This window comes from Shewanella sp. AS16 (assembly GCF_021412365.1).
Classification (GTDB): Bacteria; Pseudomonadota; Gammaproteobacteria; order Enterobacterales; family Shewanellaceae; genus Shewanella; species Shewanella salipaludis.
Map to the genome: position 1 here is coordinate 68315 of NZ_JAKCLK010000004.1, position 16064 is coordinate 84378.

Annotated in this window: 16 protein-coding genes; 12 read left to right on the forward strand and 4 right to left on the reverse strand. The window is 56.5% G+C overall.

Features of this window, described 5'->3' with window-relative positions; translation table 11 throughout:
• The first annotated feature begins 3 nt into the window (after positions 1-3).
• The 4 genes from LZP73_RS12360 (at position 4) to zapE (ending at position 4111) form a co-directional block, all read left to right on the forward strand.
• Entirely contained in the window at positions 4-675 is a 672-nt protein-coding gene (locus LZP73_RS12360; protein WP_234235332.1) for a transglutaminase-like cysteine peptidase, read from the forward strand.
• Between the two features lie 16 nt (positions 676-691).
• Positions 692-1903 carry a LapD/MoxY N-terminal periplasmic domain-containing protein gene (locus tag LZP73_RS12365; RefSeq protein WP_234235333.1) on the forward strand — a complete coding sequence of 404 codons (1212 nt, stop codon included), beginning with the start codon at positions 692-694 and terminating at the stop codon, positions 1901-1903.
• Between the two features lie 172 nt (positions 1904-2075).
• Positions 2076-2609 (forward strand): hypothetical protein, encoded by a 534-nt coding sequence (locus LZP73_RS12370; protein WP_234235334.1) that lies wholly within the window; start codon positions 2076-2078, stop codon positions 2607-2609.
• A gap of 329 nt (positions 2610-2938) precedes the next feature.
• Positions 2939-4111, forward strand: coding sequence for a cell division protein ZapE (gene zapE, locus LZP73_RS12375; RefSeq protein WP_234235335.1), 1173 nt, complete (start codon positions 2939-2941; stop codon positions 4109-4111).
• 65 nt (positions 4112-4176) lie between these two features.
• Here zapE and LZP73_RS12380 read toward each other — a convergent pair whose 3' ends face one another.
• Together LZP73_RS12380 and glnE are read right to left on the reverse strand one after the other, a co-directional pair.
• On the reverse strand, positions 4177-4809 hold the full coding sequence (locus tag LZP73_RS12380; protein WP_234235336.1) for a hypothetical protein: 633 nt from the start codon (positions 4807-4809) through the stop codon (positions 4177-4179).
• Positions 4810-4958: 149 nt separating this feature from the next.
• Positions 4959-7814 carry a bifunctional [glutamate--ammonia ligase]-adenylyl-L-tyrosine phosphorylase/[glutamate--ammonia-ligase] adenylyltransferase gene (gene glnE, locus LZP73_RS12385; protein ID WP_234235337.1) on the reverse strand — a complete coding sequence of 952 codons (2856 nt, stop codon included), beginning with the start codon at positions 7812-7814 and terminating at the stop codon, positions 4959-4961.
• Positions 7815-8097: 283 nt separating this feature from the next.
• Here glnE and LZP73_RS12390 point away from each other — a divergent pair, with 283 nt between their 5' ends.
• The 8 genes from LZP73_RS12390 (at position 8098) to LZP73_RS12425 (ending at position 14908) form a co-directional block, all read left to right on the forward strand.
• Positions 8098-9066: a hypothetical protein gene (locus LZP73_RS12390; protein ID WP_234235338.1), complete on the forward strand. Its 969-nt coding sequence runs from the start codon at positions 8098-8100 to the stop codon at positions 9064-9066.
• A 14-nt stretch (positions 9067-9080) separates the two neighbouring features.
• Positions 9081-9980 (forward strand): DUF350 domain-containing protein, encoded by a 900-nt coding sequence (locus LZP73_RS12395; protein ID WP_234235339.1) that lies wholly within the window; start codon positions 9081-9083, stop codon positions 9978-9980.
• A 4-nt stretch (positions 9981-9984) separates the two neighbouring features.
• Complete coding sequence (locus tag LZP73_RS12400) at positions 9985-11736, forward strand: polyamine aminopropyltransferase (RefSeq protein WP_234235340.1); 1752 nt, start codon at positions 9985-9987, stop codon at positions 11734-11736.
• A gap of 78 nt (positions 11737-11814) precedes the next feature.
• Positions 11815-12228, forward strand: coding sequence for a YjfI family protein (locus LZP73_RS12405; protein WP_234235341.1), 414 nt, complete (start codon positions 11815-11817; stop codon positions 12226-12228).
• Between the two features lie 11 nt (positions 12229-12239).
• Positions 12240-12929, forward strand: coding sequence for a PspA/IM30 family protein (locus tag LZP73_RS12410; RefSeq protein ID WP_169564053.1), 690 nt, complete (start codon positions 12240-12242; stop codon positions 12927-12929).
• Positions 12930-12944: 15 nt separating this feature from the next.
• Positions 12945-13598, forward strand: coding sequence for a hypothetical protein (locus LZP73_RS12415; RefSeq protein WP_234235342.1), 654 nt, complete (start codon positions 12945-12947; stop codon positions 13596-13598).
• Positions 13599-13646: 48 nt separating this feature from the next.
• Complete coding sequence (locus LZP73_RS12420) at positions 13647-13970, forward strand: hypothetical protein (RefSeq protein ID WP_234235343.1); 324 nt, start codon at positions 13647-13649, stop codon at positions 13968-13970.
• Between the two features lie 143 nt (positions 13971-14113).
• A complete protein-coding gene (locus LZP73_RS12425) occupies positions 14114-14908 on the forward strand; it encodes an ion transporter (RefSeq protein WP_234235344.1) in 795 nt (264 codons plus the stop codon).
• Positions 14909-14915: 7 nt separating this feature from the next.
• Here LZP73_RS12425 and LZP73_RS12430 read toward each other — a convergent pair whose 3' ends face one another.
• Entirely contained in the window at positions 14916-15452 is a 537-nt protein-coding gene (locus LZP73_RS12430; protein ID WP_234235345.1) for an acyloxyacyl hydrolase, read from the reverse strand.
• Between the two features lie 278 nt (positions 15453-15730).
• Positions 15731-15934 (reverse strand): YheV family putative zinc ribbon protein, encoded by a 204-nt coding sequence (locus LZP73_RS12435; protein WP_234235498.1) that lies wholly within the window; start codon positions 15932-15934, stop codon positions 15731-15733.
• Between the last annotated feature and the right edge of the window lie 130 nt (positions 15935-16064).

The window sequence follows — 16064 nt, forward strand, 5'->3', positions numbered from 1 at the left end:
ATCATGCATTCCATTCTTAATCGACTCAAGCCACTCCTGAGCCGGCAGCGGCGATCATTGCGGCTAGCGGGACTGATCATTTGCTGCTTGTCGCTGCAGAGTCTGGGGATTGATTTTCGGCTGCCGCTACTGGCCTCCTATGGCAAGACAGTGGTTGCACGTTTCGAAGCCTGGCAGGACTTGATAGAAGATAACCAGGGCAGTTCCGATTGGCAGCGGCTGCAGGCCGCGAATCAATTTGCGAACTCACGGGTGGCATATATGAGCGATCTACGGCACTGGCACGTGGAGGACTATTGGGCTACCCCGATAGAAACCTTGACCAGCGCCAAGGGCGACTGTGAAGATTATGCTATTTTCAAATATATGACCCTGCTGGCCATGGGGATGGATGAGAGTAAACTCAGGTTAATGTACGTGCGGGCCTTAACGGTAGACAGCCCGCATATAGTGTTAATTTACTTTAGCGATCCCAAGGCGATGCCCCTCGTATTGGATAATTTAAAGGACAGTATTTTACCCGCCGGTCAACGCCCGGATCTCAAGCCCATCTATTCGTTCAACGGTACTGGCCTATGGCTGGCGCGTGCTCAGGGGCTAGGTAAGAAAGTGGCTTCCAGTCCTGGGGTAAAAAACTGGCAGCTGTTACAACAACGCATAGAGCAGGGTGAATAACAATGGAGTGCACCAAGTGAAAAAATGGCATGGTTTACCACTGACGACTCAGTTGTACAGCTTGGTTGTCTGCTTGGCGTTACTGACCTTTTCGGCATCGCTCTACAACAATATTACCAGCATGCAGGACTACCTTGAGGCTCAACTAGCCTCCCACGCCCAAGGGGCAGCTCACAGCCTGGGCTTGTCTATTTCCCCCTATCTGGATGAAGATAACTTAGTGACAGCCGAAACCATGGTCGACGCCATTTTCAACTCGGGTTATTACCAACAGATAAGCTTCGTGGATCCCGATAATAAACTGCTTTTCAGCCGTCAGCATACGGGCAACAGCTTCCAGGTACCCGACTGGTTTAGCCGCTGGTTTCCGCTCAACCCGCCTGTGATGGTCAGTGAAGTCAATGCCGGCTGGAGGCCCGCCGGTAGTCTGCGGGTACAATCCCATCCGGGTATGGCCTATGACACCCTGTGGCAACAGAGCATGAAAGTGGCTGCCATTAGCCTCATCCAGCTGTTGTTTTCATTATTGGTCGCTTACCTGATCCTCAAGTCTGTCATTGGTTCCCTGAAAAAACTGGAACAGCAGACCCAGAGTGTGCCCCATAAGCAATTTGAATTGGATGAGGCCGTCTTCTCCACCAGCGAAATCCGCGCTCTGGCACAGGCATTGAATCGCATGCTAACCAAGCTGCGACAGTCTTTCGAGGATCAGTCCTTGCAAACCGACAAGCTTTCTATGGAGGTGTATCTGGATAGTCTGACCGGCTTACCCAATAGGCGCGCCCTGTTGCAACAGTTTGCCAATATGCAACTGGAAGGCGATAGTTCAGGAAAGGCCTTATATCTGGGCTTGGTGTCTTTACCTTCCCTGACGGAAATCAACAGCAGCAAAGGTTATGGTAGCGGCGATGCATACGTCACCAAGGCCGCCATGACACTGCAGGCACAGATGCTCGATATAGGTTATCTGCGTATCTATCGGGTATCCGGCTCTGAGTTTGCCATTCTGACCCGGCTTAGCGCCTCCGTCGCCAAGATACTCGACAACAAGTTATCCATCGTTTTCAATGCCGCGCGCGGTACCGGCTACCCCAATGGTTTTGCACAACATGTCATGCTCAAGGTAAACCCCAACGAAAGTTTCTCCGCATGTATAAAACGCCTGGATACCCTGATAGCGCCGGACAGCGGCTTTAGTATTCATCATGGTCTCAGATCGGTGAAATGAGCCAACAGTGATGCTTTGGGAATCGGCGCTACCTGCCGCTCCCCCAGCGCATCTGCTTGTTTTATAGTGGGCTAACGCCATGAGCCATAAAAATTAAGCTGCAATTGAAATCAATCTGGTTTAAAATCTTTTATCGCTAATTTTTTATACTACAGATAAATGAGGGACCATTATGCGCCATACAAAAATCGCAGTGCTGCTCGCATCTGCACTTTTAGCCGGTGGTGTTTCCGCCGCTGAAAGTTTAACTGCCGACAGCTTTCAACAGGGATATGTAGCTGCAGCCGAGCAGGGTCAATCCTTGGCCGACTATGTCAAGTCGGTTATTGAAGCCAACCCTGAACAGGCTGAACAAGCTCTGGCTTTAGCCATTCAAACGGCCAAAGACAGCCCTGAAACTCTGAGTGCCGTACTCAGTGCCGCAGCAGAAGCTAACGTCAGTTCAGATACCATTCTTGCCGTTGCCGTTGCCAATGGTGTTGAGCCTTCAGCCGTAGAAGCCGCTGTCCCTGCGACTGCCGCTGCTGCAGGTAACACCGGTGATGAGACTGCAAGTGACAACAACGATGCAACCAATAGCAACGATGCAGCCAACACTCAAACAGCCTTGAATGCTGGCACTGTCCAGACATCGGCTCCAGCCCCTGCGACCCCAGGTTTCGGTGGCGGCAGTGGCGGTGGCGGTGGTTCAATATCAGGCAACTGATTGCCGTTGTTGATACGCACCACTGATACCTGAAGGGCCTTAATGGCCCTTTTTGCTGCCTGATGTTAACAGCCGGTACCGCGGTATTTCTGCTGGCCCCGTCTCCTCCCCCATACAAGTGTGAGCTGCCAGGCGCTTCCATCCCCGTCGGCATCCGAGACTAACGGCAATGACCCTCAATAAAGGTGAGAAACAGATCCAGTTTTACCGAGGTCGTCCTCGGTTGCTCCCGAGGCAGCCGCGTTTATCTCATGAACAGCGACTGCTATACTGGCCGCCGCATGCATAAGCAACACAGCCCTACAGCAGACAGAGCAGAAGCCCAAGCCATGACCCTATCACCCCAGGATTTGTATCGCGCCAAGCTAGCCCGGCAGTTCATCGACGATCCCGCCCAACATCAGGCGGTGCAGGCATTGGATGCGCTGTATCACAGGCTGCTCGACGCCTCCAAGGCCAAACTTAAGCCCGAGCCCAAGGGGTTATACCTCTGGGGCGATGTCGGTCGCGGCAAGACCATGTTGATGGACCTGTTTTTCGACAGTCTGCCCTTGCAGCATAAACTCAGGCTGCATTTCCACCGCTTCATGGCCCGCATTCACAGGGAGTTGAACGAGATCGCCGGCAGCCGGGATCCCCTCAAAAGGGTGGCCAGAGGCATAGCGGCCGAATGCCGGGTATTATGCTTCGATGAGTTTTTTGTCTCTGACATTGGCGACGCCATGATCCTCGGCAAGCTGTTCGAGGCCTTATTCGAGCAAGGGGTCATTCTGGTCGCCACCTCCAACATTCCCGTCGCCAAGCTGTACCACAACGGCCTGGCGCGGGATCGCTTCCTGCCCTGTATCGAGCTGCTGCAGCGCCATACCCTGGAGCTGCACCTGGACGGCGATCAAGATCACCGACTGCATGCCATGACAGAGCTACAGGCAAGCAACTGCGTCCTGCACAACTACTTCTTACCCCATGAGAAAGACTTCGGCCAGCTGCTGACCGAGCTGACGCCCGCGGCCATTAGCGCCGAGGCTGTCACCCTATGCCGGCGCCCCATTCCCGTCATCGCCGCCACTACCGATGTCGCCTGGTTCGATTTCAATGACCTGTGTGACGGGCCACGCTCACAGCTGGACTATATAGAACTGGCCGAACGCTTCCACACCCTGTTGCTCAGCGGTGTACCGCGTCTGGGCGGAGAAGTGAAGGGCTGGATCCGCGCCCGCGGCACAGAGGACGGTACAGGCAGCAACCAGGCGGCGACCACGGGCGAGCGCCAACTGGCCTACGCTCAGGGAGACGACCCGGCCAGGCGCTTCATCAGCCTGGTGGATGAGCTCTATGATCAAGGGGTGAACTTATACATCAGCGCCGCAGTACCGCTAACCGAGCTTTATCAAGGCGGCGCCCTGAGTTTCGAATTCCGCCGCACCCATAGCCGCCTGATAGAAATGAGCCACAAGGTCAAGGCCGGCAGCCCCATGCAGAGTGCGGATCAAATAGCTTAAGCCCTGGCCCAGACAAAAGCCGCACCACTGTTGAAAAAGGCCGCATCGCGGCCTTATCTGGTAGGTTATTGAGTCTGCTGCTTGAGCCATTTAGCAACGTCACTGCCCAAGGTGTTGACTGTGTGTGCCAACACGGAACATGAGCCCTTGAAGCCGCCAAAGAAACCACCACCTGAATTACGGGTTTTCTCCGTATGAGCCACCTCTTTACCGTCGACTAAATATCTGGCCGACACTGTGGCTGATTTCCTGTGGCCTATGAAGGCATTACCTGCACTGTAGACATTGTCTATGCTCAGCTGCACTACCTTGCCCGACTCGGGTAACGTGGCTGCGCTGCTGATCTTGAGGTTGTTGGAATGGGCGTACTTGATGACCGAAGCCGAAAACTGCTTGCCTATGTCACTGCACTCTTCGACCACATTGTCGGCAATATGGCTCTCGTTGGCAAAAGGCACATCGAAGAGTATCACTATGTCGCCGGCATGGGCCGCAGCAGCGTTAGCCTTGACAGGCTTTGTCGACATTTGTGATTGAGACAGCTTAGTTGCGCCGGCTGTTGTCGTTGCAACAACCGCCTTGTCGCTGGCTTCCTGGTTAGTTTCCTGGCGGGTTGGGGCACTGCTTTGAGAACTGCCGGTCGAGCCACAGCCTGTGGCCAATAATCCGAGTAAAATACAGAGTGCAGGTTTCATCATCTTCCTTAAGGTATTGTTCCAATAAAATCCAATTGTTTCATAATTAAATCAGTTAAGTACAGTTGATTTTACCTATACTTAACCATTTAAGAATTTACTCGGCAGGACCAAGCCGCGCCAGGGGAAACCGGCCTCGCCCTGCCCTTCGCCTAATCCCCCAGGACGGCCCGATAGATGTTTTGCACCTCCAGGGTCTGGGCGGCAAATTTGTCTGCCGCCACCAGACCGGGCAACTGCTGCAATGTCAGCCTATGGTTCTCATCCCGTAACAGGCAATAGGCCTGGGTCAGGTGTTGGGCGTTCATGATGGGCAACAGCTCCAGCTCGGCCAACACCCCAAAGATGCGCACATTGTCGGACCAGATGGTCAGCTCAGGGTAGTCACTGGCGTTGGCCAGCACCAGATACTGGGCGATGAACTCGATATCCGCGATCCCGCCCGGGCTCTGCTTGAGATCGAATTGGTCGTCGCTCACCTTCAACAGGTGACTGCGCATCTTCTGCCGCATCTCCCGCACCGCCTTGGCCAACTCGGCCTTATCCCTCGGCTTTTCCAGCACCTGGGCGCGGATGGCGCTGAATCTGGCCGCCAGGGCATTGTCGCCGAAGACGAAACGCGCCCGCACCAGGGCCTGGTGTTCCCAGGTCCAGGCCTCATCCCTCTGGTATTCGCCGAAACGCTCGATTTCGCTGACCAGCAGCCCGGAAGCCCCCGAGGGCCGCAGGCGCATATCGACCTCGTACAATTCACCCGAGGTGGTGCGGGTGGAGAACAAGTGCAGGATCCGCTGCGCCAATTTGAGGTAGAAGTGGTTCACCTCGATGGGCCGCTCTCCATTGGTCAAGTCCGTGCTGGTGTTGTCGTGCAGGAAGACCAGATCCAGATCCGAGCCATAACCCAGCTCTATGCCCCCCAGCTTGCCATAACCCACCACGGCGAAGCCCAGGCCGCCGTTTTCCCTTTGTGGCGGCAACCCATGACGGGCCGAAATCTGCTGCCAGGCCTGCACTACCACTTGCTCTATGATGGCCTCGGCCAGGAAGGTCAAATGATCGCTGACCTCCATCACGGGCAACACCCCGGTGACATCGGCGGCGGCGATCTTCAGCTGCTGTGACAGCTTGAACTGCCGCAGCGCCTCCATCTGTTGCTCCATGTCCTCTTCCGGCACCCGCAACAGGTACTGCCGCAGCTCGCTGCCATAGTCATCCAGCGAGGTGGTATCGTACAACTGTGCCGGATCTATGAGTTCATCGAGCAGCATGGGGAACTTGGCCAGCTGCGCCGCTATCCAGGGACTGGCGCAGCACAGGCTCACCAGTTGCTGGCGCGCCCCCGGGTTTTCACACAGGAGTTCGAGGTAGGTGGTGCGGGTCAGTATCTGATCCAATACCCTGGAAACCGGCTCGAATGCCGCCGAGGGGCTCTGTTGCCCCAGGAGTTCCTGCAACAACCTGGGCATCAGCTTGTCCAGGGTCTCCCGCCCCCTTGGGCCTATGGCACGTTTGGCCATGCTGTCGCGCCAATGGCTGAGCAGCGGCCAGAGACCGTCGTCCTGCAGTTGCTGCTCGCTCAGCAGGGCCTGGGCATCCTCGGCCTCCTGGCTATTCCACAGCTGCGCCGTCCAATGTTCGGCTTTGTCTTCACCTTCATCGCCGCCGACCGTTGCCTTGAAATGGCGATGGATCTTCAGCATGGCTGCGGCTATCTGCTGCCTGAGTTCGGTTTCGTCTGCCAGCCCCATGCCGTAACACAGGCGTTGCCAATCCAGGCTGTTATCCGGCAGGGTCTGGGTCTGTTTATCGCCTATGGCCTGCAGCAGGTTCTCGACCCGGCGCAGCAACAGGTAACTCTGCTTGAGCTCATCTACGGCCAGGTATTCCAGCTGCCCCAGGTGGTAGAGCACGTCTATGGCGCCGAACAGGCTCTGCTGGCGCAATGCCGGCTCGCGACCGCCGCGAATGAGCTGAAAACTCTGCACCACGAACTCCACCTCGCGAATGCCGCCGGCCCCCAGCTTGATGTTGTCCGTCAGCTGACGGCGGCGCACTTCCTGGGCGATAAGCTGTTTCATCCGCCTGAGGGATTCTATCGCCGAGAAGTCTATGTATCTGCGATAGATGAAGGGCCGCAGGAGATCGTGCAGCTCGTCCGAATAGCAGGTCCAGGGGCCCAGGGCCCGGGCCTTGACCATGGCATAGCGCTCCCAGTCACGGCCCTGTTCCTGGTAATAGTCCTCCAGACCACTGAAGCTGACCACCAGGGGGCCGCTCTCGCCGTAGGGCCGCAGCCGCATGTCGACCCTGAATACGAAGCCGTCGACCGTGACTTGATCCAGCAGATTGACCAGGCGCTGGCCCATGCGGATAAAGAATTGCTGATTGGGTTGGCTCCTGCGTCCCCCCTGGGTGTCGCCATGTTCGGGGAAGGTGAAGATGAGATCTATGTCCGAGGAGAAGTTAAGCTCCCGGCCACCCAGTTTGCCCATGCCCAGGATCAGCAGCGGCTGCGGCCTGCCTTCGGCGTCCATCGGCGTGCCGTATTGCCTGCACATGTCCAGATAAAGCCAATCGCGGGCGGCGATAACCAGGGCCTCGGCCAGTGCCGACAAGTCCAGCAGGCTATGTTCCAGCTCGGCGTACCCCATGAAGTCACGCCAGGCCAGGCGTACCATCTGGTAGTTGCGGTAGCGCCTGAGCGCCGCCTTGGCCTCATCTTCACTGCCTATACCGGCGAAACACTTTGCCAGCTCGGCGCTGAAACTCTGGCGCTCCAGCTGCTCAAGCTCGCCGGCGAACAGGGTCTCAAGCCAGTAGGGATGGCGACATAGCTGAGTGGCAATATAATCACTCAACCCCAGGACAATCTTGAGCTCGTCCGCCTGGGCCGGCTTCAGCGCCGCCATGACCAGCGGCCAGGACTCGAGCAGCCGTTGCCAATGCCCTGTGGCCACCTGCGCCAGCGGGGACGGCAGGTCGTTTTGAGTCTTGTCTTGCGGCGCCATAGTAATCCCTAACAAATTTAACTATCGACATATTATGTCGTGAATGATATAGATCTGTACCTTGCAATAAGTACTCTGTACTTTTGCCGGCTGCGCCTCGTTCGCAAGACGCGGGTCAATGCGATTGCGAGACCGCGAGTCGCCTCCGGCAATGAACTCAGTTTGGCTTAAGCCTTTCATATGTTGCGTTAAAGGGTACTATAACCCAAGCGTCAGGCATATTGGCCGCAAAGAATATTCTTGCGCCTCCCTTAAGCCAACTCAAACCTAATTTGGAGAAAACATGGCAGGAATGCTACCCCGTATTCTCACAGTGCTGCTCTGTTCCGTCAGTCTGCTGCTCAGCGGCTGCGGCGATGACAGACCGGAGCAAATCCTCAAATACCAACAGCTCACCCAACAACGCCTGGATACCCTGGGAAAGATGCTGGATGAGGGCCAGGTGCGCAATGCCAACTTGCTGCGCCAATACACCCAGCTACTGCGCCAGCAAAAGCCGGAGCTGGCGCCACTGCTGGAGGAATTGGCCAAAGATGCGACCCGCTCAGGTCCCATGTATGGCTCGCTGCAACGCCGGCTGGAGGAGTCCCGCAACGCCGCCAACTTCGTCGACGTGGCGCAGCAGCTGAGCGAGGCGGAAAATCTGTATCAGGCCGCCGATCCCAGCCTGTATAACGATATACTGTCCGATCCCGTCAACGTGGTCGCCGACATGTCCGGCGGCAGCCTGAGTCGGGTCAATGCCATCAGCCGCGAGGCCGCCGCGCTCGCCAACGGCGCGGAAGACTTCGGTCCGGGGAGCCAATTGGTGGGCAACCCTGCCTATGGCAACTGGCAAACCAATTCGAACGGCACCTCCTTCTGGGCCTGGTACGGCATGTATTCCATGTTCTCCAACATATTCCATAGACCCATATATTACGACCGTTGGTCGGATCGCCGGGGTTACAGCTACTACAACGACGTTGGCCGCTACCGCTATACCTCGCCCAAACAGGCGAGCGCCCAAACCCAGACCTATGAGCGCACCAAGAAGCAGTTCAACGCCCAGGGCAAAAACTTCGACAGCCCCTATGCCAAACCGCGCAGCGGTGCCAGCAGCCTATCCAGGGCCAGCAGCAGTGTCCCCAAGGCCAGCAGCACAGGCATGCGCAGCAAGAGCGGCAGCGGCTTTCGTTCCAACTATGCCAAAGACAGCAGTTTTCGTAACTCCAGCAACCGTACCACCCGCGGTGTGCGCCGGGGCAAGTAATTAAAGGATTTCCCATGACATTATTTCAGGATTTCGGTATCACCCAGGAACTGGCCATCATATTGGCGATAGATCTGACCATAGCGGTCGCCCTGTTAACCTTGATGCGCTACCTGCAGGGCTGGAGCATCAAGGTCAACAGCTCGGCCGAACTGGCCGAGCGCGACAACTTCGCCTTCGGCATCAGCACAGCGGGTGCCGTCGCCGCCCTGGGGATAGTGCTTACCGGCGCCATCACAGGCGCCGCCGCCTCCTCCTATCTCATCGAAGCCATAGGCATGAGCGCCTATGGCCTGTTCGGTCTGGTGTTGATCAAACTCGGCCGTTTCCTGCATGACAAGATAGCCCTCAATGAGCTGGACAAGAACGCCCAGATCCTCAAGGGCAATATGTCGGTCGCCCTGGTCGATGCCAGTGCCGCCATAGCGACCGCCATCATCATCAGGGCCGTGTTGCTGTGGGCCGAGGACCTGACCCTGGATACCTTCATCGCCATCTTCAGCGCCTTCGCCATCTCGCAACTCATGCTGGTGCTGCTGACCCGATTCAGGGAGATGCGTTATGCCCGCCGCAATCAGGGCGCCTCCATGCAGGCGGCACTGGTGCAGGGGCAAGTCGCCCTGGCGGTGCGTCACTCCGGCTATATGATCGCCATGGCCCTCAGCTTCAATGCCGCCAGCCATTTCATCCTGTTCGAACCGACGGCGCATGTCACCAACCTGCTCGGCTGGTTGCTGTTTTCCGTGTTGATGCTGATCGTCCTGACGCTGCTGATCGGCCTGGTGAAGAAGCTGGTGTTGGCGCGGATCAATCTGGCCGCAGAAGTGGAGCAGCAGCAAAACCTGGGCATAGCCACGGTCGAGCTGGCCATCAGTCTGGCCATCGCCCTGGTCCTCACCGCCCTGATGGCTTAACCCCATGGCCAACCAAGAGGCGAATATAGAGGCAAGCACAGGGCCGACAGCAGGTTACAGGGGCACGCCCGCCAGGTTGGGCTGGCTCGATGACGCCCTGCTACTGGGGATAATGGCGGTGCTCGCCGCCTGCGGCCTGATCTATGAGTATCTGCTGTCCCACTACGCCGGCCGGATCCTCGGCGCATTGGAGGCCGCCATCTACACCATGATAGGCCTGATGATAGTCTCCATGGGACTGGGCGCCTTCGCCGCCCGCAAGATACGCTGTGCCTTTACCGGCTTCGCCCTGCTCGAACTGGCCGTCGCCCTGTGTGGCGCGCTGGCGATTCTGCTCACCGCCGCCGTCATAGGCTTGGGCCAGCAACTGCCGTTATTCATCGCCAACACCCTGGGCTTACCGCCGGATCAACTGCCCGATGGCGGTTTCATCGGCCAACTGCAAAGGCTCAGCGAATACCTGCCCTATGTCTGGGGCGTGTTGCTGGGATTGATGATAGGCATGGAGATCCCGCTGATCGCCAGAGTGCGCCAGTCCCTGTCCGATGAGCATCTGCTGCATAATGCCGGCACCATCTATGGCGCCGACTACATAGGCGCAGGGATAGGCGCGGCGCTCTGGGTCGGCTTCATGCTGGCGCTGGATATTCAGCTGGCCGCGGCCCTCACCGCCAGCTTCAACCTGTTGGCCGGCTACCTGTTCATCTGGCGTTTCCGGCATAAGATCCATAGGGTGGGCCTGATACTCACGGGTCATCTGCTGGCCACGGCGCTGCTGCTCCTGCTCGCGCTGCAGGGCCCCAAGTGGGAGCAGGATTTCAACAATCTGCTCTACAAGGATAAGGTGGTCTACGCCCAGGCGACCCGCTTCCAACAGCTGACCTTTACCGAGCGGCTGCGTGGCCATGGCCTGCCTCCCGTATATAACCTCTACATCAATGGTCGTTTGCAGTTTTCCAGCAGCGATGAGCACATCTACCACGCCTTCCTGGTGCACCCCACGCTCGCGGCCAGTGCCCGGCATGACAAGGTGTTGATCATTGGTGGCGGCGATGGTTTGGGCCTCAGGCAGGTCCTGAAATGGCGGCCCGAGGCCGTGACCCTGCTGGATCTCGATGCCGAGCTCATCCGCATATTCAAGGGCAGGAACGATAAGCTGCCGCCACGCCTGAATCGCGCCTTGCTGGCATTGAACGGCGATGCCCTCAACGATGCCAGGGTGAGGATCATCAACGACGATGCCTTCAACGGGGTCGACCGACTGCTGGCCGCGGGCGAGAAATACGATGCCATCATAGTCGACCTGCCCGACCCCAGCCATCCGGATCTCAACAAGCTGTATTCGGACTACTTCTACCGCAAGCTCAAGGAACTCCTGAGCGCAGATGGCGCCATCACAGTGCAGTCCACCTCGCCCTATCACGCCAGAAACGCCTTCATTTCTGTGGGCAAGACCCTGAGCAGTGCAGGTTTCAGCGTCAGCCAGTACCATCATAATGTGCCCAGCTTCGGCGAATGGGGCTGGAGCATGGGGACAGTGGCGGGCAAAGATGCCAAGCAGAGGTTGAGCGCCCTGGCGACATTGCCGGTCGAGGATGCCTGGTTGACCCCTGGGCTTATCCGCGGCGCCCTCGAGTTTCCCGGTAATTTTTATCAGGATGCAGACAGCATTCGGGTCAATGAAATAGGCTCCCTGAACCTGTATCACTACCACCTTAAAGCCTGGTCAGAAAGTCAGGGATTGGAACTTTTCTAACAGACGCAGATAGCGCTTGACATATTATGTCTCGATGCTATCTTTAACCGCAGACATAATATGTCATAGAGGACAAATATGAATATCCATACGATTGCCAATCACCTCAACGCGCTAGGTGACAACAGCCAGACAGGCTTGAGATTCGATTGTTATCCCATTGATGGTGAAGTGGAAGTCTTACAGGTCAATGTGGTTGGACGGGAAGAGATCCCTGTGTTTGTTTCAGTCACGGACAACCAGATCCTCTGCATCAGTTATTTGTGGGGCGAGGCCGAGGTAAACCAGGAGCGCAGGGCCGAGATGTTCGAGGCCATGTTGGAACTTAACATTCCTATGCCACTGTCAGCCTTTGCAAAAATTGACGATAAATACGTGGTTTACGGCGCGCTGTCGCTGCAATCCAGCATGCAGGAAATAGAACAGGAGTTATCTGTATTATCCGATAACTGCCTCGAAGTCATAGACGAAATGGTCGACTATCTTAACTAAGGAGCCACATCATGGGCATACTCAATAAAATTCTGACAGCGTTTCGCGGCGGTGCCACCGAAGTTGGCCAAAGCATAGTTGACGCCAACTCCACCCGCATCTTCGAACAGGAAATCCGCGATGCCGAGAAACACCTGACCAAGGCCAAGCGGGAACTGACGGATGTGATGGCCAAGGAAATGCAGGCCAGTCGTGAGATCGAACGCCTGAAACGCAGCATAGCCGAACATGAAGGCTATGCCACTCAGGCATTGGACAAAGGCAACGAAGCCCTGGCGATCGAAGTGGCCGAGAAGATAGCCCAACTGGATCAGGAACTGGCCGAGCAGCAGAGCGCCAACGACAGCTTCTCCGCCCATGCGGCGCGACTGAAAGATCTGGTCAAAAAGACAGAGCGTCAACTGAGCGATTACCAGCGCCAGCTGTCTATGGTGAAGACCACTGAGAGCGTGCAAAAAGCCACCGCGACCATCACAGATTCTTTCGCCTCGAGCAACTCCAAGCTGCTGAACGCCAAAGATTCACTGGAGCGCATCAAGGCCCGCCAGCAGCAGTTTGACGATCGCCTCAAGGCGGCGGAAACCTTGGCCGAAGAAAACAGCGATAAGTCGCTGCAGTCTAAATTGGCCGAGGCCGGCATAGGCGAGCAAAAATCCAATGCCAATGCTGTGCTGGATCGCATCAAGGCACGCAAGGGCTAATCTAAGGAGTAACACATGGGATTTTTCCGTGGCCTGTTTGGCAAACAGGAAGCCCCCAAGCGCCGGCTCGCCCATCCCTCGGAGCTGCTCGAAGGCGACATGATCGCCCTCGATGACAGCTTCGCCTTGCCCGGGCAATTGCGCGGGCAACAGCTGAGGGTCGAGGCTGTGCATACCTATGAGTATGAAACGACGCAAGAAACCGAGTGGCTGCTCAAGGGTCACAGCGGAGACAGCATCTACCTGTCGCTGGAACAGGATGATGAGACCAGATTGGCCTTTTCCATCAAGATCAACCGCAGCACGGTCGAGCAACTGTTCGATCTCGATGCCTTCAGCGAGCTGTTCGAGGAACCTGGCAGAGCCGAGCTTACCCCCAAGGAACTGAGCAGCGAGGCCGCGGCGCGTTTCGATTCATGGCTGGGCAAGCAATACCACCAGACGAGTTTCGCCGAATTCGGCTATTTTCACCGCCAGGATTATCGCGGCCAGAAGCCGCCCCAGGATGCAGATGGCGCCACGGGTGAGCCCTTCGAGGCCTACGCACTGCTCGATGAGCAGGAAACCCGCGCCATAGAGGTGGAAGTCTATCAGGGTGGCGACACGGATGTGATGCTGACCCTGTATCGCCCCTTGAGTGACATACGTGAATATTGGCCCGCAGCTTAAGTCTGGAAGACTGGGCCCAGATCAGTACTGCCAGGAGAAGATTGCGGCATGAGCAAACATCCAATACCGGAAAAATGGCTGAAGAATCAACAAGCGGCCAAGGCGACTCAGGTCGCCTTCGACCTGGATGAGCAGTTTCAATACTCGATCCGCAAGGCCGCACTCGACGCAGGTGTCAGCCCTTCGGATCAGATCCGCACCATACTAGGACTCTCGGTCGCCAAACGCCCCAAACGCCCCAGGCTGACTGTGTCCCTCAGCGCCGAAGATTATGTGCTGCTGGCGGAAAAATATGGCCTGGCCGCCGACGCCCAACTGGAAATCAAGAAACGTGTGTTGGACGATCTGGTGCATTTCGTCGACAAGAGTTGAGCCTCAAACCCAACCTCAGTGCCTGGCGTCCGAGCCGGGCACTGTCGACACCAAGCATTTACACTCAAGCGCAAGTCTTTTACCCTGTTGGGATGAGCGACCCCACCCATCGCCACGGACCCAATAACAGGATTTAGCCAAGCATGACGGAAAAAACTCGCTGGTCTCTGCGGACCCTGAGCGGCCCAAAACCCTTCGAACTGGCCATGATGCTGCTCTCCCTCATGTCTGTGATAGTGGTGCTGGTCATGACGTTCGCGCCGCTGGACACAGAGACCAGCAGGCTGCTCTTCTTCATAGATACAGGTATATGCCTGATTTTTCTTACCAATTTCTCCGTCGGTTTATTCCAGGCACACAGCAAGTCTTACTACTTCAAGCTGCATTGGATAGATTTGATTGCCAGCATTCCGGCCATCGAAGCCTTCAGATTTGCCAGGATATTTCAAATCTTGCGGGTGGTCCGCCTCATACGCATGAGTCGTTCCCTGCTGGTGCCACTCATCAAGCAACGCCAGCAGACTACCCTGGCGAGCCTACTGGTGGCCATGGTGACCATACTGGCCTTCTCCTCCATCATAATACTGATTGTCGAAAGCGGTACCGAGGGCGCCAATATCCAAACGGCGGAACAGGCCATCTGGTGGTCGCTGGTGACTATTTCCACCGTCGGCTATGGCGATTACTACCCGGTCAGCACAGCGGGTCATGTGCTTGGCGGCCTGGTGATCATCAGCGGGGTGAGCTTCTTCGGGGTGATATCGGGTTATATGGCCTCGGTCTTTGTCGCGCCTGAAGAGAGCGAACGCCTGGATGTTCACGCGGATGAACTCAAGTCGGAGCTGGCGAGGGCACTGTTCAGAATGGAGCAAAATCAGGCGAGCATGATGGCCGAAATCGCCGAGTTGAAACAGGCCATCACCAAGCAAGAACACTAGGAGCGTATTACCAACTATATCTGTATGACAGGCTGATGAAGTTCATGCCTGGGTTGGGGGACCCCAGACCTGCGTTGGAATAATGCAAGTAGTTCAAGCCTAATCTATGCCTGTCTGCTTCTCCCAGACGAGTCTCCAATCCGAGACGACTCTCGAATTGGTAATGGGTATCCAGATTGCGGTTGGCGAAGCGGGTCTCCTGCAGCAATGCCAGGCCAACGCCTATCTCAAAGAAAACATCCAGATCGGCCAGCGAGCCCAAGGGGTACCTCAATACCGGCGAGCCTGTCAGCAGCCAATTAGTCTCATGCCCCTTCTTACCGTCATAGCCCCAGTAGCCCACACTGGTTTCAAGGGACAACTCGCCCTCGGCCAGCCATGCGGGTAACCAGGCATTCAACAACCGAGTGTCCGCCTCATAAGCCAGCTTGACGCCTTCAGTATTCCCATCGCCCCAGACGGCATACACACTCGCCAAGGGCTCAGCCTTGGCGACCGAGAGGGACGAAAGACAAGCCAAACACAATGCCGCTATTTTTTTCATGCTATCTACCCTTGACTGGATTGACCCGGGCTTTAACTCGGCCCAAGGCATTCTGGACGCTTAAAGACGCAGAAAACTCACAGAAAGCAGAGAACCTAATGGTGCCGCCACGGGGATAGAACACGCCTTCCCTCAGTTGTCAGGCTTGCTACAGCGGACAAATAACAATTTAGGCCCTCGAAGATAGAGTATAGTGGTTAGTCGGCGGCTTGCTAAAAAAACCATTTAGCATCAGTGCCTCAGAGGCAAAAAACAGGGCTTGGGAAAGCCCGGAGCGCTCAATCCGGCTTGAATACGCCTATCACTGCGCCTGTGGATTTGGCCGCCAGCTTCTCGTCCGTCTGCTGCTCACGGTAATCACACTCGACACACTCTATGGTCTCGATACCGTTTTCTTTGAAAAGCAAGATGCTGTCTTTGGCACCACAGGTGGGGCACTTGGCACCGGCAACGAAACGCTTCTTAATCTTGGTCACTGTCATCTTGGTTCTATCGTCCAGACTGGCAGCCCCGGGGATCAGGGCCTGAATCAGCCTATTTTGCCACAGAACGGCCCGGACCACAGCATAGGATCCGCGAATGGCGTTTGCCGCGCCTGGGACCAAGTTTTGC

Coding starts and splice junctions, on each gene's coding strand:
- LZP73_RS12360 (WP_234235332.1), top strand. CDS start 4: ATGCATTCCATTCTTAATCGACTCAAGCCACTCCTGAGCCGGCAGCGG.
- LZP73_RS12370 (WP_234235334.1), top strand. CDS start 2,076: ATGCGCCATACAAAAATCGCAGTGCTGCTCGCATCTGCACTTTTAGCC.
- zapE (WP_234235335.1), top strand. CDS start 2,939: ATGACCCTATCACCCCAGGATTTGTATCGCGCCAAGCTAGCCCGGCAG.
- LZP73_RS12380 (WP_234235336.1), bottom strand. CDS start 4,809: ATGATGAAACCTGCACTCTGTATTTTACTCGGATTATTGGCCACAGGC.
- glnE (WP_234235337.1), bottom strand. CDS start 7,814: ATGGCGCCGCAAGACAAGACTCAAAACGACCTGCCGTCCCCGCTGGCG.
- LZP73_RS12390 (WP_234235338.1), top strand. CDS start 8,098: ATGGCAGGAATGCTACCCCGTATTCTCACAGTGCTGCTCTGTTCCGTC.
- LZP73_RS12395 (WP_234235339.1), top strand. CDS start 9,081: ATGACATTATTTCAGGATTTCGGTATCACCCAGGAACTGGCCATCATA.
- LZP73_RS12400 (WP_234235340.1), top strand. CDS start 9,985: ATGGCCAACCAAGAGGCGAATATAGAGGCAAGCACAGGGCCGACAGCA.
- LZP73_RS12405 (WP_234235341.1), top strand. CDS start 11,815: ATGAATATCCATACGATTGCCAATCACCTCAACGCGCTAGGTGACAAC.
- LZP73_RS12410 (WP_169564053.1), top strand. CDS start 12,240: ATGGGCATACTCAATAAAATTCTGACAGCGTTTCGCGGCGGTGCCACC.
- LZP73_RS12415 (WP_234235342.1), top strand. CDS start 12,945: ATGGGATTTTTCCGTGGCCTGTTTGGCAAACAGGAAGCCCCCAAGCGC.
- LZP73_RS12420 (WP_234235343.1), top strand. CDS start 13,647: ATGAGCAAACATCCAATACCGGAAAAATGGCTGAAGAATCAACAAGCG.
- LZP73_RS12425 (WP_234235344.1), top strand. CDS start 14,114: ATGACGGAAAAAACTCGCTGGTCTCTGCGGACCCTGAGCGGCCCAAAA.
- LZP73_RS12430 (WP_234235345.1), bottom strand. CDS start 15,452: ATGAAAAAAATAGCGGCATTGTGTTTGGCTTGTCTTTCGTCCCTCTCG.
- LZP73_RS12435 (WP_234235498.1), bottom strand. CDS start 15,934: ATGACAGTGACCAAGATTAAGAAGCGTTTCGTTGCCGGTGCCAAGTGC.